Source organism: Vicinamibacteria bacterium, assembly GCA_035620555.1.
Lineage (GTDB): Bacteria > Acidobacteriota > Vicinamibacteria > Marinacidobacterales > SMYC01 > DASPGQ01.
On the sequence record DASPGQ010000036.1, the window covers coordinates 1 to 21,183 of the forward strand.

A 21,183-nucleotide genomic window follows, 5' to 3' on the forward strand; every position below is an offset into this window, starting at 1 on the left:
TCCTTTTCGAGGCGAGTGCCATCAAAGAGTATTTGGACTTTCGTTACTTTTCCGAGCAATACAACGACGCTTTGTTCGAGACACTCAGCAAGGGACGTGTCGTTGGTTGATCGGGAAATCCTGGCGACGAGACTGAGCAAACTGCGGAGCGCGCTCGTCAAGCTCGAGCGAATCGCCGAACAGGCTCGCGACGACTATCTTACAAACGAAACCGACCGGGCTCTCGCCGAGCACTATCTTCGGATCGCCTTGGAAGCGACGCTCGATGCCGGTAACCACGTAATCGCTGCCGAGGGGTTTCGCAAGCCGCTCAAGCTTCGCGATGTGCCGCTGATCCTGGCGGAAAATCGTGTCATTCCGACGGAGCTCGCCGAGAAGCTGGCCCGTGCGGTCGGCTTGCGAAACCGGCTGGTTCACGGTTATGCGGAGATCGACCACGAGCGGCTCCACGAGATCTTGAATGAGGAACTGATCGATCTGGAACGGTTCGCCGTTGCCATCGGATCGAGGTACACGGATCCCGAATGAGAAATGAGTGTTCTCAGCTCACCTTAGGTCGTTACTCTCTGTCTGGCTGAACGGCACGTGGTTCAGTTGATGGCGAAGCGATTCTCATCGGGGGTCTCCTTTTCGCAGAGAAACGCGTCTGATTTGGGGAACGAAGGTCACCCAGAGTCGCCCTCCAACGGTTCGGGCGATTCCAGCGTATTTGTTGAGGGCGTGGCGGCGAGGCAGTGAACGAAACACGGGCCGAGCGCGAGGAACGAGGTGCTGGAGCTCCCGTCTCAGTTGAGGGTCTCCGGGGTGGGCGGCGAGCCCCCGCGAGAGCGCATCGATGGCTTCACGGCGCCGCCCGTCCACCGAAAGAGCCCGCGCCAAATTGAGGTGCAGCTGGCCCACTCGTTTTCCGTCCTGGGCGACGGCGCGCCGGCACATCGCCACGCCCTCGTCGATGAGCCCCTCCGCGGTCGCCGCCAGCAGTCCGCAGTACGACAGGTGGAGGGGATCCTCGCTACCGTCTTCTACGAGAGAGCGAAGCGTTCGCGCCGCGAGACCATGCATACCGGCACGGTAATCCTCCATGGCGCTCTCGAAAACGAGCCGTCGGTCGTCCTGGTTCATGAAGCGTTACCGGGAAAGCCTAGGCGAAGCGGTGGCGAGGCGTCAACCACGATGGGACTCCGAGCATCCGCGCGGGGGTACAATGAAACCTCTTGGAAAGCGTCTGGAGACGGATACGTTATCTCGCCGCATGCCACCAGGCCGACAATCGCGAGGCCGCGATATTCGACCTCTTTCACGAGGACGTCCGCCACCGTTATTTCGCCGGGGGGACGGAAGTTCTCCTGACCGGGCTCCAGGATGCGGTGGCGATCCCGCTCGAAACCGGGCTCGAGGCGCTCAAGTCCGCGACGATGTACAAGCGGGAACGGTCGCTCATCTACGCGTCCTTCATCGTGACGGGTACGAGTCTCACTGGCCGCCGGTTAGCCGCACCCCTCGTGTATTTTCCCGCCTCGATCGACCGCTACGAGGTTTCGGGCGAGCCGGTAACGGCGTTGAAAATCCGTGCCGAAGACCCGTGCCTCAATTTCGCCGTCCTCGCCGAGCTCACCGGGACCGGCGATGGCGAAATCTCCGACGTCGAATCGATCCTTCAGAAGTTTCCCGCGCCGCCCATCCACGAGAGCAGTCTCCCCGATCTCATCGACCTCATAAGAGGCTCCTTCCCCGACGTCTCCATCGACCCGCTCTACAATTACCCCGCGCTCATGTCGGAGCGCGAAATCGAGTCCCGAGCTCGCAGCCAGAAGCTGGTTTGCCTGCCCGCGTCGGCAATGGCGCTCGTTCCCAACCCGCAATCGACGCAGGGGGTCCTGTTCGAGTTGTCGGAGATCGCCGCCCTCCCTCCCTCCCCGCCGCTTCTTTCGCTCTTCCACGCTACCGCCCCCAACGTTCCCGAGGATCCCGACGACTTCCGCACCGTCCCTGCCGTCCTCAGCAACGCTCAGAAGAAGATCGTTCGCTCCGCTCGCGGCAACAACTTGAGCCTCGTCGTCGGGCCGCCCGGCACGGGCAAGTCCTACACGGTCTCCGCCCTCGCCCTCGATCACGTGCTCCGCGGAGAGAGCGTCCTCGTGGCGTGCCGTACCGAGCGAGCCATCGACGTCATCGAGAAGAAGCTCGAGACGATCCTGGGAGAAACGACACCCATTCTGCGCGGCGGCAGTGGCGACTACCGCAAAAAACTCAAAGATTTTCTCGAGCGCCTGCTAGACGCCGGCTCCGGCCTCGAGTCCGTAGCGGTGGAGTCTCCGGTCGAGCTGAAGCGGCGGCTCGGCCGCTCGGTTCGGACGCTCGAGCGCGCGGGGCAAAAGCTCGATGAGCGTCACGATCGTGAGCTCTCCTGGGGCCGTCTTTCCGCACGAAGCGGCGCACTTTCCTTTATCGACCGACTTCGCCTCCGCTATCTCGACTGGCGTCTCGGCGATGCCCCCGCGCTCTTCGGGCTGGTAGAGGCCTTCGAGGAGGCTATCGAACAGCGGATCGCCCTCGCGACCGAGCTTCTTCGAAGCACGCGACTCGCCACGATTCGCAAGCTCTTACGAAACCACCGCCGCGAGCTCAAACGCTTCCAGGGCGCCATCCGCGCACGTACCTCGAGCCGGCAAGAGAAGCTCTTCTCCGAAATGGATTTGTCCCTCCTGATCACCGCCTTCCCCTTGTGGATGTGCTCGTTCAAGGAGCTTTCCCGCCTCGCGCCCCTCGAGCCCGAGCTCTTCGACATCGTGATCGTGGACGAAGCGACCCAGAGCGACATGGCGAGTCCGCTCCCCGCTTTCTTCCGTGCCCGCCGCGTCGTGGTGACGGGCGACCCGAGACAGCTGCGTCACGTCTCCTTTCTCGCCCGGGCGCGACAGCGCGCCATCGCCGAAGAGCACGGACTCGACGATGGCGAAGCGGCCACGCTCGACTACCGCGAGCGAAGCCTGCTCGACCGGGTCGACGACGCCCTCGGCTCCTCGGATCAGATCGGCTTTCTCGACGAGCACTACCGCAGCCTGCCCTCGATCATCGCCTTCAGCAATCGCGAGTTCTATGATGGACGGCTCCGGGTGATGACGGCGCGGCCGGATACCGAGAGGCGGCACGGCGTCGAGCTCCGACGCGTAAGAGGCAAGCGAAACGCGAGCGGACAGAACCCCGTGGAAGCCGAGGCCGTTCTCGCGGAGATTGCGGATTGGGTGGAGCGCGAAAGGGAGCTTCCCTCCTCGGTCTGCCACTCGATCGGCGTCCTCTCCCCGCTTCGCGATCAAGTCGAGCACCTGTCGAGGCAGATCCTGAAGCGGTTCCCTCTGGAGTCCATCGAGAAACACGACCTCCTCGTCTCGACACCCTACGGATTTCAAGGCGACGAGCGCGACGTCATGCTCTTGTCCTTCGCCGTGGACGCCAGCACCCACCCGTCGGCTCTTCGTTATCTCAACCAGCCCGACGTGTTCAACGTCTCCATCACCCGAGCCCGCGCGCGTCAGATCCTTTTCGTCTCGATCGATCCATCGGAGGCACCGGCGGGAAGTCTGCTCGCAAAATACCTTCATGATGTCGCGCGGAGCGATATCGTTCCCGCGTCCCGAGAAGCAACCACTGATGACGCCTTCCTCGCGGACGTGATGGCCCGGCTCGAAAGTGCCGGATGCCGAGTATTCCCCACATACGCCGTCGCCGGCATGGTAGTGGATCTCGTCGTCGAAAGAGCACGCCCGCTCGGGATCGATCTCATCGGCCACCCCGGCGAGCTCGCCCCGGCGTTCGACCGCGAGCGCACCCTCATGCTCCGACGGGCCGGGCTCCCGGTTTTCCCATTGCCACTCTACGCCTGGCGAAAGAATCCGGAGGCCTGCGTCGAAGCCATCCTTTCGCGTTTGGACTAACCTCGCTCAGGAGATAGATGACGTTGAGAATTATTCTTCCGGAGATCGCAGTTCTTTCGTTGTTTCTCGCCGCCTGCGGGACACGCCAGGACACAAGGTTAGCCAAGGTCGTGCCCAGCGCGGTCGTCGAAGAACGCGAGGGCCCGGGCCAGGCGGAGCTCGATGCCCCCACTCAGGTCGTCGTCCTGGGCACCGGGACGCCGGTTCCGGACGCGAAACGCGCGGGATTCAGCATCGCCGTGATTCACAAAGGTGAGACGTACCTGTTCGACGTGGGCGCGGGATCGATACGCAACGCCGTCATCGCTCGCTACAAGTACGATATCCCTTCCCTCTATCCGAGCCTGATTTGTTGTGTCTTCGTCACCCACCTGCACAGCGATCACACCGCGGACTACCCCGAGCTCGCCTCGACACTGTGGTGGCGTCGGCGCCACGCACTCCGCGCCTGGGGGCCGAAGGGGCTCGAGGCGCTTACCCAGGGTATGTATGCCATGATGGCGCCGGACACGGCGCTCAGGACATCAGGAAATCAGCCGGTGCGGACGGCTGACGCCTACGAGATCGATGTCACCCAGATCTCCGAAGGCGTCGTGCTGGAGAAAGACGGCATGCTCGTCGAGGCGTTCAGCGTCAATCACGGTGAAGTAAAGCCGGCGTACGGTTACCGGATCACGACTGACGAGAAGAGCATCGTAATTTCCGGCGATACGGCCTACAGCGACAAAGTCGCAGAAATGTCGCGGGGGGTCGACCTGCTGTTTCACGAGGTCATCAGCGACGAAGGGCTCTCGCGAACCTCCGAGGGGTTCCAGGCCTATCACCGCGTGTCTCACACGACCGCGAGCGAGCTCGGCCGGCTGGCAAGCCTTGCCCGGCCGGGTTTGCTGGTTCTGATTCACGGTCTTTTCTATGGCGTGCCCGAGCACCGCATCATCGACGAAGTAAGGGCCGAATATACGGGCAGGGTCGTGCTCGCGAACGACCTCGACCGCTATTGATCACCCGCGTATATTTGAGACCAAAGGAGAAACGGTGAGCACCACGATCGTGATTTTCGGTGCATCGGGGGATCTGACGGCCCGCAAGCTCGTTCCCGGTTTGTTCAATCTCCATCAAAAGAAGCGGCTGCCGGACGGTCTCCGCATCGTTGGTTTCGCCCGCCGTGATTACACCGACGAGAGTTTCCGCGGCCTGATGAACGATGCCGTACGGGAGTTCGTGCCGGACCACTTTGATCCCGGGGCCTGGCACGAGTTCGCGCGGATGCTCCACTACTTTCGCGGAAATCTCGATCGCCACGAGGACTTCGCTTCTCTCGATCGAAAGCTCACCGAGCTAGAAACACAGCCGGCGAACCGTCTCTATTACCTCTCGGTGTCCCCACACTACTACGAGCCCACGGTCACCCATTTGGGGCAAACGGGTATGGCGAACGAGGGGGCGGGATTCCGTCGGGTCGTCATCGAAAAGCCCTTCGGAAGCGATCTGGAATCGGCGAGAGAGCTCAGTGCGGCCGTCCATGCCGTCTTCCTCGAGAGCCAGATTTATCGAATCGATCACTATCTCGGCAAGGAGACTGCCCAGAACATTCTCTTCTTTCGCTTCGGCAACACCGTCTTCGAGCCAATCTGGAACCGAAACTATGTCGACCACGTGCAGCTGACCGTTGCCGAATCGGTGGACGTCGGCCACCGCGCCCGGTTCTACGACGAGACCGGCGTGCTACGGGACATGTTCCAGAACCACTTGTTGCAGCTCTTGACCCTCGTCGCCATGGAGCCTCCGGCGTCATTCGATGCCGATGCGGTCCGCAACGAAAAGTCGAAGGTGCTGGCGGCGATGCGTCCGGTGGCGCTCGATCGACTCTCTCACGACACGGTTCGGGGACAATATCGGGGCTACCGCGAAGCGGATGGCGTATCCGACGGCTCCGAGACCGCCACCTACGCCGCGCTGAAGCTCCAGATCGACAACTGGCGATGGCAGGGCGTGCCTTTCTATTTGCGATCGGGAAAGGCCCTGAAGAGGAAAGTTTCCGAGATCCTGATCCAGTTTCGGTGTCCACCCCACATCATGTTCCCCTTGCCGCCCGGTTCCCGGATCCGCAACAACTATCTCGCCATATGCGTTCAGCCCGACGAGGGGATGCACCTGCGCTTCGAGGCCAAAGTGCCCGACACCGTCGCCGAGCTTCGCTCGGTCGACATGGAGTTTCACTACGCGGAGGATTTCGAGGGCATTACCATTCCCGAGGCCTACGAGCGACTTCTGCTCGATGCACTCCACGGTGATGCGTCGCTTTTCGCTCGGAGCGACGGTATCGAGCTTGCCTGGAAGGTCATCGATCCCGTCCTCGAGGGTTGGCGTGGCGCCTCGGCTCCGCCGCTCGAGATTTACGAGCGCGGCAGTTGGGGCCCGAAAGCGGCGGACCGTCTTCTCGGGCGAGAGGGTCGGAGCTGGCAAAGCGGGTGCGAGCATTAGCGGGCTGCCTCATGGGCTATTCGTCGTCACCGGAACGGGTCCTGTTCTTCTTTCCCGCATCAGCTGCGCTCGCCGTTCAGGGATGCTCTACGGACTTGAAAACCGGGCTCGCGGCTGCCATTGCTTCGCTCGACTGACGGCGGGTGCTCGGAGATTCGTCCACGATGGCCTGATAGACGAGCGCGCGCAGCTTCCGATGATCGTCGATGTCGCCGGCGGGAATGAGCTGCGTCATGTAGGTCACGACGAGGTCTTCGGCGGGGTCGACCCAGTACGTGGTGTGATAGGCACCGCCCCAACGAAACAGGCCCACGGTGCCGGGCTCGCCGGCCGCGCCCAGATCCTCGAGAACCTCGAAGCCAAGACCGAAGCCTCTCCCCGGACTTCCATAGGGAGCTTCCACGAGATGGTCGGCCGTCATGAGCTTCACCGTGTTGGGACTCAGCACGCGCCTTCCATCGAGGGAGCCTCCTTCGAGCATCATCTCGAGAAAGCGTGCGTAATTTGAGGCGGTCGAGAGAAGGCCGGCTCCGCCCGAAAAGCTCGTGCGCGGACCCTCGGCATAGAGCCCCTGGCCCATCATGCCGCCCGACTCCGGCGCTCTTGCGAGTCCGTCCGCAGCATAGACGGTGGCAAGCCGATCGCGCTTGTCGCTTGGAAGATAGAAGTGCGTGTCGTCCATTCCCAGCGGTTCGAAGATCCGGGTGCGAAGCGCCTGGTCGAGAGGCATTCCCGAGACGTGCTCGACGAGCGCACCGAGGATGTCGGTCGAGTAGCCGTAGACGAATCGCTCACCCGGCTGCGCGTCGAAGGGGAGGGCCGCCATGCGCCGGACCGTCTCGCGAATGGGCTCCTCACGGTCGGCGAAATACCAGCCCCGGATCGCGGCCGCCTCCCAGCGGTCGCGGGCGATACCGCCTCCATAGCCGATACCCGATGTGTGGGTGAGTAAATCGCGTATGGTAATCGGCCGTTTGGCCGCCACCACGTCGTAGCCTCCGAGCTCGCGCGGCACCGCCACCGACGTCTCCATGAACTCGGGAAAGTACTTGCCCAGGGGATCGCTGATGAGGAGCTTGCCTTCTTCCTGGAGCGTCATCACCGCGACGCTCACGATGGCCTTCGTCTGGGAGGCGATGCGGAAGATGGTGTCTTCCCGCATGGGAGCGGCGCTCTCGCGATCGCGCTGGCCGAAAGCTTTCAAGTACGCGACCTGTCCGTGGCGCGCGACGAGCACGACGGCGCCCGCGAGCTCGCCGCTGTCGACGTAGCCCTGCATCGTCTCCGTCAACCGCTCGAGACGCTCTGACGACATCCCGACGCCTTCGGGCGCGGCGAGCGGCAGTTCCTGGGCGAGAGCGAAAGGGGCCAGGGCAAGGAGTAGGGTCGTAACCAGGACGCGAACGGCATTCTTGTTTCTCATGACCGCGAGCCTATGGCGGGAAATACCGGGCGTCAACCGTTTGACGATCCTTGGGTATCGCGCGCCGGGGCGAATCTCATCGACGAGGCCGTGAAGCCAAGTGGACACGCGAGCTCGACGCCGTCCGTGTCGTCGGCCGCCTGAGACGCAAAGCTCTGCGGCTCCCGAACACGGCCGAGGAGCTTGTTTATGTGGTCTGTGCGCGCGAGAAAGCGCGACCGCCGATCTCATTCGTACCGAAGCGCTACGATCGGATCCACTTGGGAGGCGCGCCGGGCCGGTACGTAACAGGCCAGAAGAGCCACCGCGGCCAACACAACCGGAGCCGCCACGAACGTCAGGGGGTCGCGCTCGCTGACGGCGAAGAGCAGGCTCGACAAGAGCCGGGACAGCGTTGCGGCAAGAGCCAGACCGAGCCCCATTCCGAGAATCACGAGCACCGCGCCTTGGCGCGCCACGAGCCACGGGATCTTCCTCTGGGACGCGCCGAGGGCCATCCGAATTCCGATCTCCTGAGTTCTCTGTCCCACCGAATAAGCGAGAACACCGTAGATCCCGATCGCCGCCATCGACACTGCGACGACGGCGAACGCCGATAGGAGGAGCGTATTGAACCGCGGTCTCGCGACGTTGTCGGACACGAGCTCGCTCATCGAACGAACGTTGTATACGGGTTGCGACCGATCGATCCGGGCCGCCGTCGCCCTTGCCGCGCGAGCGACCGCTTCTGCCTCCCCGGTCGATCGAAGGGAAATCGTCATCCCTCGCCAGGGACGCTGGGCGTGCGGCACGTAGTACGTGGGTCGAATGGGCTCGGAGAGGCCCTGGTGACGGATGTCGCCCACGACCCCTACCACTGTCTTCCATGGCTCGTCGTCCTCGAGTCGCAACCTTTTCCCGAGGGGACTCGCGTCGCCCCAGTATTTTCTGGCGAGCGACTCGCTCACGATGACGACCGGAGGCCCATCGCGCGTTTCTAAGCCGGTGAAGGTCTCCCCCTGGAGCAGGGGGATTCGCAGCGTCTCGAAATAGCGTCCGGCGACGAGGCGCACCTCGTCGAAGACGTTGAAGCCGCTCGGTGGGTCGAAGCCTTCTACCTCTACGGATTGGTCGTTGCTCCACCCGCTCAACGGAGGGTTCGAGATCGCGCCGGCCGCGACCACTCCCGGCAGGCTCTGCAGGGCATCGACGAGCTCGCCGAAGAACTGCGCTCGCCGTTCGCCGTCCGGGTAGCCATCCTCTCCGAGAGTCATCTCCATGGTGAGGACCTGCTCGGTCCGAAAACCGGGATCCACCTGGAGCAGATTCTCGAAGGTTCGCACCAGGAGCCCCGCTCCAATGAGCAGGACGACGGCGAGCGCGATCTGAACGACCACCAGTGTCGCTCGCAGGCGCTGAGACTCGCGCCCCATCGTGCTGCGCCCGCTCTCCCGGAGCCGCGAGGCAAGCCGCGTGACCCGCAACGATGGCGCCAATCCGAACAGCAAGACCGTCACTGCCGAAATCAGGAGCGAGAAGCCGAGCACCGGCCCGTCGATGCGCGCACTTTCGAGACGTGGTAAGGCATCCGGGCCGAGGACCATAACGGCGCGCACGCATCCGAACGCCACGGCGATCCCGAGCATCATTCCCGCACCAGCCAGAATCGAGCTCTCCGCCAGCGAGCCGGCGACGAGTCGGATCCGACCGGCGCCGAGCGCCGCACGTAGCGCCATCTCCTTCTCTTTTGCCGCGGCGCGCACGAGCGTCAGGTTGGCCACGTTGGCGCAGGCGATGAGCAGTACTAAGCCCACGGCGGCGAGCAGGACCAGCAGGGCCGGTCGCACGGAACCGACCGTGTGCTCGAACAACGGAACGAGGATCAGCCCGAAACCGCTGTCTTCGGGATAGTTGTCGGGAAATTGCTCCTGCAGTCGCCGGGCGATGGCCGACACGTCGCTCTGGGCTTGCTCGACGGTGACGCTCTGCCCCAACCGCGCAATTCCGTTGTAGCCGTGGTTACCGCGGCTTCCGAGCTTCGCACGGTCGAGGCGCGTCGCTCTCCAAAGCTCGGTTTGATGGTTCGGGTAGGAGAAATCGGGGGGCATGATTCCGACGAGAGTATGTGCTTCGCCTTCGATGTGGATCGTTCGCCCAACGGCCGCAGCGTCCCCTCCCAGGCTCCGCTGCCAGAGGCCAAAACTCGCGACGGCGACGCGAGCGGAGCTGGGCTCGTCGTCGTCCGGCCCCAACGTTCGGCCCAGAAGAGAGGGGACGCCGAGGAGAGGGAAGAACTGCCCCGTGGCATCGCAAATCAATACCCTTTCCGGGTCGCCGTTTCCGACGGAGAGGTTCGAGCTCCGGCCCCGATAGATGGCGATGTGGCGGAAGACCTGATTCTGGTCGAGATAGTCGAAATATTCCGGCTCGCTGATCGATCCGCGAGGATAGTCGTCCCAGTAAGTCCAGAACCTTACCAGTTCGTCCGGCTCATCATACGGAAGCGCCTCCAGGAGCACGCTCCGAACCACCGTGAAGATCGCGGTGCTCGCACCGATTCCCAGGGCCAGGGTCAAGACGGCCACTACGGTGAAACCCGAGCTGCGAACGAGGGATCGCGCTGCCAGCTTCAATTCCTTCCCGATCATCGACGAAACACTCCTCGGGAGTTTGGACGGAATTTGCTGTCATCGGGTTGTGCCGGAGTTTCAGCGCGTTAGGGCTCCGTGGCCGTGTGGGCTTGCTTCGACTCCGCCAGCCGAACCGCCCACAGGCCGGAGTTGTAGTCGGAAAAGAAGATGACGCCTTTGTGCGGCTGAGCGCCCCACACTTGAGGTGAGTTGGGGACGAACCCTTCGGGGTCGAAGGGGAGGAAGTGGGCGATCTCGCGCTGCTGCCGGTACAGGTTTCCGAGGAGCTCTCCCGACACGTCGACGATCCGGAGCCCGCCGTTATAGAAGGCGACGTACATGACATCGTCCTCGACCCAGATGTTGTGGCTGCCCGCCTCGGGAACCTCGTATCGGGCGACGAGCTCGGGCTCTTCTCCATCTTCCCAGGCGAGGATGTGGATCCAGCCCCGCCACCGCGCGGACTCACCTTCGTAGCCGGGCGTCCCGCTCCCCATCTCGGGCTCGGGGCTGAACCGCCCGGTGCGGGCCGCCTCGTCTCCGGCAAAGATATAGAACTTGCCCGTCGATTGGCTGCGGTAGGGGTAGACGGCGTGGTTCCATCCAGTGGGAAAGGGGAAGCTCCCGAGCATCACGGGATTCCGAGGTGAGCCACCCCGGCCGCCTCCGCCAACGTCCACGACGACGACGCCGTCGTTCCAGTTGGCGGAATAAGCGATCCCGTTCTGGACGACGACGTCGTGGATCGATCGGTCGGGATTCGGGAGCTCGAACTTTCCAACGCGATGCGGATTCTTGGGGTCTTCGATGCTGATGACATCGTAGCGCTGTCCGGCCGAGAGCGCGTAAACGTGGTTGTCGTGGATGTAGACGTTGTGCACTCCGCCGGTGAGCTCGTCATCGTACCGAGACAGGATCCGGACGCCCACCGTGGGTTCGGAAACATCGAGAATCACGATGCCGTTTCGCCGATTCGACGCCCCCTCGCGGCTGATCACGGCGATGCGACCGTCCTCGGAGATCTTGACGTCGTTCACCGTGCGGGCGTCGACGTGAACGGTGTCGATGATCTCCATCCGGCTCGGGTCGGTGACGTCCCAGATGTAGGCGTGACCCGAAGCGCTGTGCGTCCCGGTGATCGCGTAATCGCGTCCGTCCGCCCCCTGCCACACCCAGAGGTCCGAGGTGGCGCGGTCGCTCACGCGCCCGTGGCCGACCAGCTCCACTTTTCGCTGGACGTCACGGGGCTCGATCGTGACCGTCTGCATGTCCACGTGCGAGCCGGACGTCGCGACGATCGAGTATTCGCCCGGAAGGTCGGCGACGAAACGACCTTTCTGGTCGATGAGGCCGGAGCTCGGGCCCCCTGACGCCAGCGGGTTGGTGCGGGCGTGAAAGCTGAACACGACCGGGACATCCTCGATCGGGCGCCCGCCGCCATCCTTCAATTTCGTAGTGAAGTGGAGTACGTCCCCCGTGCGTGCCCGCGCGGCAGAGGATTCGATGGCGAGCTCGGCAACCGGGTTGTCGGCGACCTCGATCGCGAGGCTCGCGCTCTTCGTCTCCGCGGTCGCGGAAACGACGACGCTCCCCGGTCTTACCGGGTGCAGATAGCCCATGGAATCGATACGCGCGATGTCGGGCGCCGATGACTCGAAGCGCGGGGTCAAATCGGTGCGCAGGTCACCGATCGTGTCGGTGATGCGGGTCGAGAGGCGGACGATCGTGCCCTCGTAGAAGCGCTGGGGTGGGTCGACCAGCTCCACCCGTTCCACCGGCGGCCGCATGACCGTAAGCGGGATCTCCTGCTGGAGAAAGGCTTCGTCCTCGAGCCCACTCGCGTCGGGGTCTTTTGGGACGCGCACCATGATCTTGTAGCTTCCGGGGCGTGACGCCGATACGGTTCCGTCAGGCCTCACCCGGAAGAGATTGAAGCCCCAGGTACGCTCCTCGAGGTTCCAGTATTGACCGTACAGCGGCAGGAAGAGAACCCGCCGGTCGAGGACGTTTCCATCGGAGTCCTTGACCGTGGCCTCGAGCTTCGCGCTCTCACCCACGCGAAGCGTCAGCTCGCTCGGCTGGACGACGAGCGATGCGGGCTCCGGCTCTTGTAGCGCGGCAGCCGCGGTAATGAAGAAACTCAAAAGCACCGTCATGAACCACCCTCCCGAATCGCCGAAGAGCATACCACCCCTGTGCTACCCTTCCGCCCATGCGTACGACATCGTTTCTTTTGCTTGCCGTAGTTCTCACTGCGAGACTCGACGCTCAAACGATTGCCCTCCGCGCGGGGCGCCTCATCGACCCCGCTACGGGAACGGCGTCGATGAACCAGGTCATTCTCGTGGAAGACGGGACGATCGCTGCCGTCGGCGACATCACGATTCCGGCCGGAGCAGCCGTCGTCGACCTGTCCGAGCTGAGCGTTCTTCCCGGACTGGTCGATACACACAACCACCTCGCGCTGACCTATAAGAAGGAGCCGGAGAGCGACGTCTATTACTACACGTATATCTCCGACTCCACGCCTCTGCGCGCCATTCAGGCGGTGTCCAATGGAATTCAAATGCTTTCTTCGGGCTTCACCGTCGTACGCGACATGGGAAACGCGGGAAACTATGCCGATACGGCGTTGCGGGTGGCCATCGAGCAAGGCTGGGTGCCCGGACCCACCATCATCAACTCCGGGTTGATCATCGGAGGCATGGGCGGGCAGTACTGGCCCACACCGGAGATGGCCCTGGACCACGGAATCGTCTATCCCGAGTACCTCGACGCCGACACCACGGACGAGATCATCAAAGCGGTTCGACAAAACGTTCTCTTCGGCGCCAAGGTCATCAAGATCATGGTCGACGCCAAGCCCTATGGCTACAGCGTCGACGAGATGAAGCTCTTCGTTCGCGAGGCGGCTCGAGCCGGACTCAAGGTCGAGGGGCACGTCCAGACCCGGGAAGGCGCCCGGCGCGCGATCGAGTCGGGGCTCTGGTCGCTCGCCCACTCTCGAGCTCTCGATGACGAGCTTCACAAGATGATGGCGGAGAAGGGTATCTGGCGCGCGGGCACGGAGACACCCTACACCGAGTACCGCGGAAGCCAGGAGGCTTTCGACCGGACCGTGGCGGGGCTGAAGAACGCGTACGAGAACGGCGTCAAGCTCACGTTCTCGACGGACGCGGATTACTATGTCCCGGGGATGACCCGCGGTGAGGTGGTGATCGACTTTCTAAAAACGTGGAAAGCAGCGGGAATTCCTGCCGCAGAGATTCTCAAGATCATGACCTTCAACGGCTACGAGTGCGCCGAGGTCATTGACGAGCGTGGTCCGATAGAGCCCGGCCTCGCCGCGGACATCATCGCCGTTTCCGGCAACCCGCTCGAGGACGTCGACGCGCTACGCGACGTGCGTTTCGTGATGAAGGACGGGATGATCTTCAAGCGAGACGGCGTCGTCACGCCGGAGGCCTTCTTCCACGGCGGGCCAGTGAACGGATGGCAAATTCGCTGATTCCTGGCGCCGTCGCTTCGAGAAATCGCCTCACTGGAGCAAGAGGGCTCGAGGACCCCAGACGCCGGTTCTACCGGAAAACCTGGTTTCGACTGACTCCTCGGAGTGTCCAGAAAACCACGACGATATGGAGTCCGCCGAACATGATGACATTGGAAGGGAGTGGCCCCATTAGGTGAGAAGGATGGGGACCTCGTACTTCGCGATGTCTCCGTCATGGGTCACGAGCGTCAGTCCCTCCACGAAGCACTGCGCGATCAGCAAACGATCGAAGGGGTCCCGATGGTGCATCGGGAGATCGCCTACTTTGAAGGCGTGCTCGACCGTCATCGCCAGTCGCTCGAACGGTTGTTCATCCAAAACGCGAGAAAATCGCCGCGGCACGGCGAGCTTTCCGAGAGCTCTCTTGATGACGATCTCCCAGACGTTCACCGCGCTGAAGTAGACGACCCGCGACGGGTCGCGTATCGCATCCCGCGCGTTGTCGCCCAACTCGGCGGAATCCGCCAGCCACCACAGAAGGGCGTGCGTATCCAGGAGCAGATTCACCTGGGCTTCGCCCCGAGTGCCTCGGCGATGTCATCCGGAAGCTCGTCGAAATCGGGAGCGATACGGATCTTTCCCCGAAGCGCTCCCGGCTCGCGAGGTCGTTCCGCCTTCCGGTAGGCTCGAAGGACCGCTACGGGCTTCCCGGCCCGACAAATGATGATTTCCTCTCCCTTGGACGCTTTTTCGATGAGTTCCGAAAGGCTCGCCTTGGCTTCCGAGACAGTGTTGATGACCATGTTCGTCGAACCAGACCAGATCTGGTCTTGAGTCAGTCTACACCGGAAAACGTTCCGCCGTCCAGGCATTTACCCCGCGGCGACGGCGCGGCCGAGCGCCCGGAGAGGCTGAGCGATGATCGCTTCCGTTACAATGGCCCGCGTGAAGTGGTAATCGACTCCACCTGCGTCGACGGCGCACGATATCCTCTCTCGAGATCTGTTCCCGCTGCGACGCGCGTCAGCGGCAGTCGTAGCTCGAAGCTTTGGCCGGATCACCACCGAGGTACACCGGCTCGGTCGGGTACTTACAGAGTGGTCGGCTGAGGGTTCCGGTTAAATCGACCGCCAGCAGAGCGTCGGGCTTGCGCCCCTGCTCAACCCAGCGCCGGATTGCTCCGATGCCATCGAAGATTTGTGCGCCAGGACCGAACTCGCAGTGCGCCATCCCGGGGATCATGAAAAGACGCGCGAACGCGTCGCGCCGACCCGCCGTGTGCTCTTCGATGTCGTCGAAGTAGCGGATCGTGTGCTTGGGGGCGAGCGACGGGTCGGTCCAGCCATGATAGAGAATCAGCTCGCCGCCCCTTCTCTTGAACCGGGTGAGATCTGGTTTTGGCGGGTCCAGTTTTTCCAAGGCCAGCGCATCAAGGTGAATCTGGGCGGGCGCTGTCATCAATAAGTAGCCGATTGGGTCATAGCTCGGATCGTCAAAGACCATGAACTGGTTGAGGGACGAATGGAGAATGAACTGAAGTCCCGCGCCCCCGAGCACGGGCGTCCCCGTGATCCAGGACGCGAGGTGGAGAAAGCACTGGACACGTGTCGGTCGGCGCTCGAGCAGCCGGCTAATCCGGAGATTCTCGACTACGCGCCATATATCTACGTACGCTGCGGTGAGCGTGGGAAGGCTCAGGACATTTTCGACACGTTGAGCTCGTTTGCGGAATCCGCGTACGTGGATCCTTACTACCTCGCATGCGCGCATGCCGCCCTCGGTGAGATCGACGCCGCATTCGACTGACTCGATCGCGCCGTGTCCGAGCATTCGATCACCGTCGCCCTCGCGAAAATCGACTCGTTCTTGGACCCACTGAGGGACGACGCCCGTTTTGACGTCGTATTGAAAAAGCTGGGGTTTCAGTAGCGGCCCGAAAGCAGGCTTTCCCAGCCGGCTCCATCTTCAGGAACCGATGTACCGCCGGCTCTCCAATGAGGACAAACTCGTCGACCTCTACGCGAAACAGTGTCTATAACAAGCTCCTGTAGAGCCTATCTGTGGTCTGACAGCGCCTCAGCGCGCAGGTTCTATCCAAGGTAATTATCCGTGAAGAAGCGGCGGTGATATGGAGACAACTTGGTCAGACACGGAACTCGCCGAGGCGAATCGTATTTGGCACGAGTATCAGGAGAATCACGACGTTTCACACCTTGAAGGTCGAACAGCCGGAGTCGATCCGGTGAGCGGCAGAGTCAATGGTCGGTGAAGATCGCGCCTTCTTTCGCAATTCGGTCGATTTGGGTTGCGTGCGGTAGCCCATCATTGTTCGAGCTGCGTTCACGGGCTCTTCTTCTGTCCGTAAGTCATTTATAGTCAGAATGTAAAGACGTGTGGTTGACGACAGTTCATTTTGGGAGCATAATACATCCACGTATTTAGGGATCCGAGTCGTTTCTCCAGATGCGGATCATCGCCAATAAAGCTCTATGCGACTTCTGGGAGCGACATCGAGACGCCGAAGAACCTCTCTTAGCTTGGTATCGTGAAGTCGAGCAGGAGGACTGGGACACCCCAGCAAAGGTCAAGGAAAAATACCGGAGTGCCAGCGTCGTGGCGGACAACCGTGTGGTATTCAACATCAGGGGAAACAAGTACCGTCTAGTCGTGAAGATCAACTACGGCGCTCGGCTCGTCTTCATTCGCTTCGTTGGCACTCACACGGAATATGACCGGATCAACGTCGAGGAGATATGAACATGGGCAGGATCAAAGCGATTCGGAGTGAAGCGGACTACAACACTGCACTCGCTCGCATCGAAACGCTCATGGATGCCGAGCCCGGTACGCCTGAAGGCGAAGAACTGGATGTCTTGGCAGACCTCGTCGAGCACTACGAAGAGAAGCACGTCCCGATGGGGTTTCCGAGTCCGGTCGCGGCGATCGAGTTTCGTTTGGAGCAAGCAGGTCTCACGCCGAGAGACTTGATCCCGTTCCTCGGAAGCCGAGCCAAGGTATCGGAAGTGCTATCCCGGAAGCGGTCGCTCACGATGCCGATGGCTCGCTCCCTCCACAAGCATCTCGGGATCCCGGCCGAGGTGCTCCTGCAGCCGCCCAGCGCGCAATTCGACACCGAGCTCGAGACGCTGGCGTGGGATCGCTTCCCACTCAAGGCCATGGCAAAGATGGGCTGGATTCGGGCAGTTCGGAACCTCGACGCACGCGCGGAGGAGTTGGTTCGCGATCTGATCCGAGAGGCTGGCGGACCGACCGTCGCCCGAGCAGCACTCTACCGAAAGAGCCCTCAGGCGCGGACCAACGCGAAGACGGACTCTTATGCACTCAAGGCCTGGTGCTGGAAAGTACTTGCCGACGCCAACAAGGAGCGACCATCGGCCGCGTATCGCCCAGGAACGATCACGCTTGAGTTTCTTCGCCAGCTCGCTCAACTCAGTTGGCTGGAAGATGGGCCGCGCCTGGCGAAGGAGCTCCTCGCGAGACACGGCATTCCCCTCGTCATCGTTCGGCATCTTCCCAAAACCTACCTCGATGGCGCGGCTCTCAAGCTTGGCGACGGAACCCCGGTGATCGGTCTGACGCTGCGTTTTGATAGGCTCGATTACTTCTGGTTCTGCCTGCTGCACGAGCTCGCACACGTCGGACGGCACATGGACATCGACGGCCAGGGAGCCTTCGTGGACGATCTATCCCTTCGTGCAGTGGAAGGTTCGCCTGACGATCCGCAGGAGAACCAGGCCGACGAATGGGCCGAAGAAGCTTTGGTTCCTCGGGCGCTCTGGGAGTCAAGTGCTGTTCGTGAGAACCCCACGGCCATGTCCGTCATCAACCTCGCGAATGCGCTCAAGGTGCACCCTGCCATCGTTGCTGGAAAGATTCGGTATGAGCGACGGAACTTTCGCTTGCTGTCGCAGTTCGTCGGGACTGGCGCGGTCAGACGTCACTTCGACATGAGGTCATAGCAGGTCGACACATTTACGAGCGCGGCCAGGTGCACAGGAAGCGCAAAGCTCGGTTTCAACGAGTCGCCGGAATGTCCAGGACCGCGACCGATTGGACGCGCCCTTCGGCGCCCTCAGCGGCTCCGGCCAATTGGCCTTTGATTCCTTGACGGCCACATTGATCTGGCCACAAAGATCTCGCCCCCGAAGCGCTTGAGGAGCCCTCCGTGCGTGCTATGACATTCCTCGTCAGGGCGCGGGGGCGTGAGGTAGACGCGGCCCTGCGAGGCGTGGCGAATGGCGGCGAGCAGATCTTCGCCGGGCGATTACTTGAACAGGAACGCCGCGGTGCCTCCGCGCGTCACCACAGCAACAGCGCGACGCCCGCGAGCGCCACGACCGTGCCAAGCACGGCACGTGTCGTCACCGGCTCGTGGAAGACCAATCGTGCGATGGGCAGCAGAAACAGCGGGGTGACGCTCATGAGCGTCGAAGCGACACCGACGGGTGCGAGATCGATGGCGACGAGCGAAAGCCACACGCCGGCCACGGGGCCGACGACCGCCCCAACGACGACTTCCCGGCTTGCCCGTCCATCCTCGCGGAAGGCGCGTAACGTATCTCCCACACGGCCGAGGATCGCGGAAGCGATCCAGGCGGATGCGGTGGCCGCGAGGAGTCGAATCACGTTTCCCGACTGCGCCGATGCGCCTTCGATGAGCCCGAGCTTGGCGGTAATCAATCCGAATGCCTGTCCGGCCGCCCCTCCGAAGGCGAACAAGAGCCCGGCCACATAGGAGCGTTTCTCGCCCGGTACATCGATACGTCTCCGCTGGGAGACGACAGAGGCAACGCCGGAAACGGTGACGACGATACCCGCCCATTCTCGTGCCAAGAGGAGCTCTCCGAGAACGATCGTGCTGGCGAGCGCGGCGATCACCGGGGAAAGCGTGAACACGAGCATGGAGAGCGCCGGGCCGATGCGAACGTAGGCGCGGAAGAGCAGATCGTCGCCGACCGCGAGACCGATGACGCCGGAGATCGCGAGCCACATCCAGGTGCTCCGAGAAAGCTCCCACGGTGCGGGCTGGCCGCGAGTCACCCAGTGCACCGTACAAGCGATGAGCAGTGCCACGAGAAGCCGGAAGCGGTTGACCCGCGCCGAGCCGACGCGGCGTGAAGCGAGCGTGAAGAGCACCGCCGACGCCGAGAAGAGCGCCGCCGTTCCCAGGCCCGCCAGCTCCCCCGCGAGGATCAACGAAGGCCACGCTGCCTCGGGAGAGTCGTGTCTTTCTTGCGGCGCATGGGCGTCGAAGTCTATGGGATCTCTCGCGACGTTTTCCACAAGGCGAGGCGCTTTGCCTGGCGACGGTTCGGCACGGTACCCTTCGCCATGCGTCGAACGAGCTTCGCTTTGGTCTTCCTACTGATGGCCGTCTCCGCCACACAAGCCTCGCCGTTTCGCGTCGGTGAGCCGGTGCCTGAGCTGACGCTTCCGTCGTTGTCGGACGGAAGCCCCCTGTCGCTCTCGGATTTCCGCGGCAAGCGGGTGATGCTGCACGTCTGGGCATCCTGGTGAGCGGGTTGCCGCAGGCACGTGCCCGGGTGGCACGAGAAGACCAAGTCGCTCCAGGACAGCGGCAGGCTCCAGCTCGTCGGTATCGTCGAGGAGCAGCACTCCGACCGCACCCGCCTCTTCATGCAGTGGAAGAACATGGAGTGGCCCTTGCTCCTCGATTCCATGAACTTGCTCGGAGTGAAGGCCGTGCCACTCACTTACCTCGTCGACGAGCACGGGGTCGTCCGATACGAACGGCCCACGGACGCCGACCTGGAAGCCTTCCTCGAATCGGATTATCCGCCCGTCGAAGCGAGACCCGCAGTGCTCCGGGCGGAGGCGGGCTCGGCCGAGCATCTCTTGCTCTGGAGAGGCGAGTCCGCGCTCGATGAGGCCATAGAACGCCTCGCCGGGAGATCCCCGAGCATGAGCCAGTCGTTTCGCCTAGGCGTTGCCTACCGGAGCCGTTACGACTCCGGTCGTCGGCGTGATGGCGATTTCGCCCGAGCGGTGGAGAGCTGGGCCAGAGCCCTCGAGCTCGACCCCAACCAGTACATTGTCAGGCGACGCATCCAGCAGTACGGCCCGAGGCTCGACAAACCCTATCCTTTTTACGACTGGGTTCTCGAAGCGAGACGCACGATTGCCTCCCGAGGAGAAACACCCGTGCCACTCTCCATAGAGCCGGCCGGGGCAGAGTACGCGGAGCCCGTCGAGCGTTTCGAGAAAGCGAAGGAGCCCCTCGCGGAGCCGGATCCGGGGGGACGGATCCTCCGCGACGAGAAGCCGCTGATCCGGATCGAGACAGTGACCGTGCCGCCGAAGGTCGCGCCGGGAGAGACGGCGCGGGTCCACGTCGTCATGCGGCCGGACTCGAGCGTCAAAGCGCACTGGAACAACGAGGTCGACGATCTTCTTGTCTGGGTGAGCCCCGTCGAGGCGTTCGGGGTGGATCAATGCCTCCACCGGATTGCCGTTCCACCGGAGGCGGTGAGCCAGGAGGTCCGGCGGGTCGAGTTCGAGGTCGAGACCCCGACCGGTTTCTCGGGCACGACGCGGATTCCCGCCTACGCTCTCTACTACGTCTGCGAAGACGTGAATGGGACGTGTCTCTACCGCCGGCAGGACATCGAGGTGTCGTTACGAGCGAGATGAAGGAGCGAGGGTGGACGGCGATCGCCTGTGTCACCTTCACGCTCCTCGCGGTCTGGCTCACATGGCCGCTCTTGCCCCGGATGACATCGGGTTTGAGCCATGGGGCCGATGCGCTTCTGAACGCCTGGACCCTCGGCTGGAGCTTTCACATTCTCACGACCGATCCGCTCTCGCTTTTCGACGCGAACATCTTTGCTCCCCGTCCAGACACCCTCGCTTATTCCGAGCACCTCTTCGGGATCACGCTTCTCGCCGCGCCCGTGTACCTGATGACCGGCAATCTCGTCCTCGGGTACAACTTCGCGATGCTTTCGTCGTTCGTCCTTTCCGGACTGGGCATGTATCTTCTCGCCCGGGATCTCGCCGGCGACAAATGGGCGGCCCTGATTGCGGGAACCATCTACCTCGCCGCGCCTTACCGATTCGGGCATCTGCTCCAGCTGCAGCTTCTGACGCTCCAGTGGTTCCCCTTCGTCTTCTGGAGTCTGAACCGCTTCCTGCGAGACGGCGGGCGGCTCCAGCTCGCCGGCGTCGTCGTGTTCACGACACTGCAGATCCTCTCCTGCAACT

The 21,183-nt window shown here is 62.7% G+C and carries 19 protein-coding genes; 11 read left to right on the top strand and 8 right to left on the bottom strand.

Going from position 1 to position 21,183, the window contains the following annotated elements:
• Positions 1–102: 102 nt before the first annotated feature.
• A complete protein-coding gene (locus VEK15_01280; GenBank protein HXV59296.1) occupies positions 103–528 on the top strand; it encodes a DUF86 domain-containing protein in 426 nt (141 codons plus the stop codon).
• A gap of 84 nt (positions 529–612) precedes the next feature.
• On the opposite strand, the gene VEK15_01285 is transcribed toward VEK15_01280, so the two are convergent.
• Positions 613–1,122 (bottom strand): tetratricopeptide repeat protein, encoded by a 510-nt coding sequence (locus VEK15_01285; protein ID HXV59297.1) that lies wholly within the window; start codon positions 1,120–1,122, stop codon positions 613–615.
• Positions 1,123–1,214: 92 nt separating this feature from the next.
• On the opposite strand from VEK15_01285, the gene VEK15_01290 reads away from it, so the two are divergent.
• The 3 genes from VEK15_01290 to zwf are packed head-to-tail and all read left to right on the top strand — an operon-like array spanning position 1,215 to position 6,419.
• Positions 1,215–3,935: an AAA domain-containing protein gene (locus VEK15_01290; GenBank protein HXV59298.1), complete on the top strand. Its 2,721-nt coding sequence runs from the start codon at positions 1,215–1,217 to the stop codon at positions 3,933–3,935.
• Between the two features lie 17 nt (positions 3,936–3,952).
• Positions 3,953–4,936, top strand: coding sequence for an MBL fold metallo-hydrolase (locus VEK15_01295; GenBank protein HXV59299.1), 984 nt, complete (start codon positions 3,953–3,955; stop codon positions 4,934–4,936).
• A gap of 34 nt (positions 4,937–4,970) precedes the next feature.
• On the top strand, positions 4,971–6,419 hold the full coding sequence (gene zwf / locus VEK15_01300; protein ID HXV59300.1) for a glucose-6-phosphate dehydrogenase: 1,449 nt from the start codon (positions 4,971–4,973) through the stop codon (positions 6,417–6,419).
• Between the two features lie 76 nt (positions 6,420–6,495).
• Here the strand turns inward: zwf and VEK15_01305 are convergent, their stop codons facing one another.
• From VEK15_01305 to VEK15_01315, 3 genes are all read right to left on the bottom strand, one after another.
• Positions 6,496–7,842, bottom strand: a complete 1,347-nt coding sequence (locus VEK15_01305) for a serine hydrolase domain-containing protein (GenBank protein HXV59301.1) — start codon at positions 7,840–7,842, stop codon at positions 6,496–6,498.
• Positions 7,843–8,069: 227 nt separating this feature from the next.
• Positions 8,070–10,469, bottom strand: a complete 2,400-nt coding sequence (locus VEK15_01310) for an ABC transporter permease (protein HXV59302.1) — start codon at positions 10,467–10,469, stop codon at positions 8,070–8,072.
• Positions 10,470–10,537: 68 nt separating this feature from the next.
• Positions 10,538–12,637: a hypothetical protein gene (locus VEK15_01315; protein ID HXV59303.1), complete on the bottom strand. Its 2,100-nt coding sequence runs from the start codon at positions 12,635–12,637 to the stop codon at positions 10,538–10,540.
• Between the two features lie 26 nt (positions 12,638–12,663).
• Between VEK15_01315 and VEK15_01320 the strand changes: the two genes are divergently transcribed.
• Positions 12,664–13,959, top strand: coding sequence for an amidohydrolase family protein (locus VEK15_01320; protein ID HXV59304.1), 1,296 nt, complete (start codon positions 12,664–12,666; stop codon positions 13,957–13,959).
• A 171-nt stretch (positions 13,960–14,130) separates the two neighbouring features.
• On the opposite strand, the gene VEK15_01325 is transcribed toward VEK15_01320, so the two are convergent.
• From VEK15_01325 to VEK15_01335, 3 genes are all read right to left on the bottom strand, one after another.
• Complete coding sequence (locus tag VEK15_01325; GenBank protein HXV59305.1) at positions 14,131–14,508, bottom strand: type II toxin-antitoxin system VapC family toxin; 378 nt, start codon at positions 14,506–14,508, stop codon at positions 14,131–14,133.
• Positions 14,505–14,744 carry a type II toxin-antitoxin system prevent-host-death family antitoxin gene (locus VEK15_01330; GenBank protein HXV59306.1) on the bottom strand — a complete coding sequence of 80 codons (240 nt, stop codon included), beginning with the start codon at positions 14,742–14,744 and terminating at the stop codon, positions 14,505–14,507. The genes VEK15_01325 and VEK15_01330 overlap by 4 nt, the downstream gene beginning before the upstream one ends.
• Before the next feature lie 220 nt (positions 14,745–14,964).
• Entirely contained in the window at positions 14,965–15,444 is a 480-nt protein-coding gene (locus VEK15_01335) for a tannase/feruloyl esterase family alpha/beta hydrolase (GenBank protein ID HXV59307.1), read from the bottom strand.
• A gap of 18 nt (positions 15,445–15,462) precedes the next feature.
• On the opposite strand from VEK15_01335, the gene VEK15_01340 reads away from it, so the two are divergent.
• The 3 genes from VEK15_01340 to VEK15_01350 all read left to right on the top strand — a co-directional run bounded on the left by VEK15_01340 (position 15,463) and on the right by VEK15_01350 (position 17,921).
• Positions 15,463–15,747 (top strand): hypothetical protein, encoded by a 285-nt coding sequence (locus VEK15_01340; GenBank protein ID HXV59308.1) that lies wholly within the window; start codon positions 15,463–15,465, stop codon positions 15,745–15,747.
• 657 nt (positions 15,748–16,404) lie between these two features.
• The gene (locus tag VEK15_01345; GenBank protein ID HXV59309.1) at positions 16,405–16,698 is read left to right on the top strand and encodes a type II toxin-antitoxin system HigB family toxin; all 294 of its coding nucleotides are present in this window, start codon (positions 16,405–16,407) and stop codon (positions 16,696–16,698) included.
• Positions 16,699–16,700: 2 nt separating this feature from the next.
• Complete coding sequence (locus tag VEK15_01350; protein ID HXV59310.1) at positions 16,701–17,921, top strand: ImmA/IrrE family metallo-endopeptidase; 1,221 nt, start codon at positions 16,701–16,703, stop codon at positions 17,919–17,921.
• A gap of 340 nt (positions 17,922–18,261) precedes the next feature.
• Here VEK15_01350 and VEK15_01355 read toward each other — a convergent pair whose 3' ends face one another.
• Entirely contained in the window at positions 18,262–19,158 is an 897-nt protein-coding gene (locus tag VEK15_01355) for a DMT family transporter (protein ID HXV59311.1), read from the bottom strand.
• Positions 19,159–19,185: 27 nt separating this feature from the next.
• On the opposite strand from VEK15_01355, the gene VEK15_01360 reads away from it, so the two are divergent.
• The 3 genes from VEK15_01360 to VEK15_01370 form a co-directional block, all read left to right on the top strand.
• On the top strand, positions 19,186–19,479 hold the full coding sequence (locus VEK15_01360; GenBank protein HXV59312.1) for a hypothetical protein: 294 nt from the start codon (positions 19,186–19,188) through the stop codon (positions 19,477–19,479).
• An 18-nt stretch (positions 19,480–19,497) separates the two neighbouring features.
• Positions 19,498–20,613 carry a thioredoxin family protein gene (locus tag VEK15_01365; GenBank protein ID HXV59313.1) on the top strand — a complete coding sequence of 372 codons (1,116 nt, stop codon included), beginning with the start codon at positions 19,498–19,500 and terminating at the stop codon, positions 20,611–20,613.
• Positions 20,610–21,183: hypothetical protein (locus VEK15_01370; protein HXV59314.1), on the top strand; the 574-nt coding region annotated here is incomplete at its 3' end. The genes VEK15_01365 and VEK15_01370, both read left to right, overlap by 4 nt.